Origin of the sequence: Streptomyces calidiresistens, from assembly GCF_014141525.1 — a bacterium.
Lineage (GTDB): Bacteria > Actinomycetota > Actinomycetes > Streptomycetales > Streptomycetaceae > Streptomyces > Streptomyces calidiresistens.
Window position 1 is genome coordinate 1 of record NZ_VKHS01000768.1, and the last position, 2,540, is coordinate 2,540.

1 protein-coding gene is annotated in these 2,540 nt (G+C 71.1%); it reads left to right on the top strand.

The genetic code is table 11. From position 1 onward, the window contains the following. Window positions 1–198: 198 nt before the first annotated feature. On the top strand, window positions 199–2,481 hold the full coding sequence (locus FOE67_RS22515) for a glycosyl hydrolase (protein ID WP_267133359.1): 2,283 nt from the start codon (window positions 199–201) through the stop codon (window positions 2,479–2,481). Window positions 2,482–2,540: the final 59 nt, after the last annotated feature.

Here is a 2,540-nt window from a genome sequence, read left to right on the forward strand (position 1 = left end):
GAACGACCCCTCACACCCCCTCCCACCTGCTCTTTGGCACGAAACACCGCCGAAAATGACACGGTTCCGGAACCGTGCGAGACGCGTTGACAGGTCGTTCGACCGCTCATAACTTCGCAAACCCGGAACCGCTTCCGGCGTTCGCCGGAACCGCTTCCAGTGGAGCCCGTCCCCCCACACCCCACCCCGAGGAAGCAGATGAGCCAGCATCGAGTGAACCGGCGACGGCGCCGGATCGCCCTGACGACCATGGCGGCGGCGACGGCGGCGGCCGTCACCGGCGTGGTGGTGATCCCCTCCGCCGGGGCTTCGGAGATACCGGTCGGCCAGGGCGGCTACTCCGAGACCCGCCCGGCCGGCGCCCAGGGACCCACCGACAACATGGGCACCCCCGTCCTGCCGCAGGTCACCGACACCGTCGCCGGGGAGCCGGTCCCCACCAACCACTGGTGGTCCTCCCTCGTCTTCAAGCGGTACGCGGACAACCCGTACTCCCAGCCGATGTACGGGCACCCCCTCACCTACCAGGCCGTCGCCGAGGGCCTCCAGGTCGGCCACCCCACCAACCACGCCATCGTGGGCGAGGGCCGGCAGTACGAGTTCAACCACACCGCCGACCTCACCCTGAGCGTCACCGGCCTCAACTCCCCCGACGTCAAGGCCGACGGCTGGTCCGACTGGACCGTCACCCCCTACTGGGCCGACAGCGACCGCGAACTGCGCGCCACCATCGGCCACGGCCTGCCCTACGTCTACGCCGAGGCGGCGGGCGGCGACGCCGAGATCATCACCAACGGACCCCCCGAGGTCTTCGCCGACGAGGGCAACGTCCTCGGCGTGACCGTCGCCGGCAACCACTACGCGCTGTTCGCCCCCACCGGCAGCGACTGGAACGTCTCCGGCACCTCCGTGACCGCCGCCCTCGGCGACAACGACTACTACTCCGTCGCCCTGCTGCCCGAGCGGGACGCGCTGGGCACCTTCGAGCGGTACGCCTTCAGCTTCGTCACCGGCTCCGAGGTCTCCTGGGACTACGACCCCGCCGCCGGCGAGGTCAACGCCACCTACACGCTGGAGACCGAGGCCCGCGAGGGCTCGGAGACCGGCACCATCCAGGCGCTCTACCGCCACCAGTGGATGCACACCGACGACGCGCTCCTGGACCACGAGTACGTCTCGCCGCGCGGCGCCATGAAGCTGCGCGAGGGCAACTCCTTCACCACCACCCAGACCGTCCCCGGCGTCCTGCCCGTGCTGCCGGAGAGCGACGGCGTCGACGACGGCCGCCTCGCCGGCTACATCGCCGACGTCCTCGGCTCCCCCGACCCCTTCGAGGGCGCCACCGACACCTACTGGACCGGCAAGCACCTCGGCAAGCTCGCCCAGCTCGCCACCGTCGCCGACCAGGCCGGCGACACCGCCTCCCGCGACCAGTTGCTCACGCTGATCAAGGACCGCCTGGAGGAGTGGTTCACCGTCGGCGGCGCGGCCGAGTTCTCCTACGACGCCGAGTGGTCCACCCTCACCGGGTACCCGGCGTCCTTCGGCAGCGACACCGAGCTGAACGACCACCACTTCCACTACAGCTACTTCGTAATGGCCGCCGCGATCGTCGCGCAGTTCGACCCCGAGTGGGCCGACGACTCCGCGTGGGGCGGCATGGTCCACGAGCTGATCCGCGACACCGCCAACCCGGCCCGCGACGACGACCGCTACCCGTTCCTGCGCGGCTTCGACGTCTACGCCGGCCACAGCTGGGCCTCCGGCCACCAGGGCTTCGCCGCCGGCAACAACCAGGAGTCCTCCTCCGAGTCCGTCAACCTCAGCACCGGCCTCATCCTGTGGGGCTCGGCCACCGGCAACGACGAACTGCGCGACCTCGGCGTCTACCTGCTGACCACCGAGGCCGAGTCGATCCGCCAGTACTGGTTCGACGCCGACCAGGAGGTCTACCCGGCCGACTACGAGCACCCGATCGTCGGCATGGTCTGGGGCTCCGGCGCCGCGTACGCCACCTGGTGGACCGCCAACCCGGAGGAGATCCACGGCATCAACGTGCTGCCCCTGACCGGCGGCTCCCTGCACCTGGGCGCCCACCCGGAGGCCGTCAACCGCAACCTCGACCACCTCGTCGAGCAGAACGGCGGGCCGTTCGAGGAGTGGCGCGACCTGCTGTGGCAGTTCCAGGCCCTCGTGGACCCGGAGACCGCCAAGGCCGCCTACGACGCCGACGGTGACGCCTACGAGCCCGAGGCCGGCGCCACCCGCGCCCACACCTACCACTGGATCAACACCCTCGCCGCCGTCGGCACGCCCAACCTCGACGTGACCGCCGACATCCCGACCGCGGCGGTCTTCGAGAAGGACGGCGTGCGCACCTACACCGCGCACAACCACGCCGACGCCGAGCGCACGGTGACCTTCTCCGACGGCACCACGCTCACCGTCCCGGCCCGCTCGTCCGCCACCTCCACCGGCTGACACGCCCCGGCCGGACCCCGGCCCGGCCCGCCGGGGCCGTCCCCCACACGCACCACGAC

What these genes read in the sequence shown, in the direction of transcription:
- FOE67_RS22515 (WP_267133359.1), top strand. Translation starts at nt 199, where the DNA reads ATGAGCCAGCATCGAGTGAACCGGCGACGGCGCCGGATCGCCCTGACG.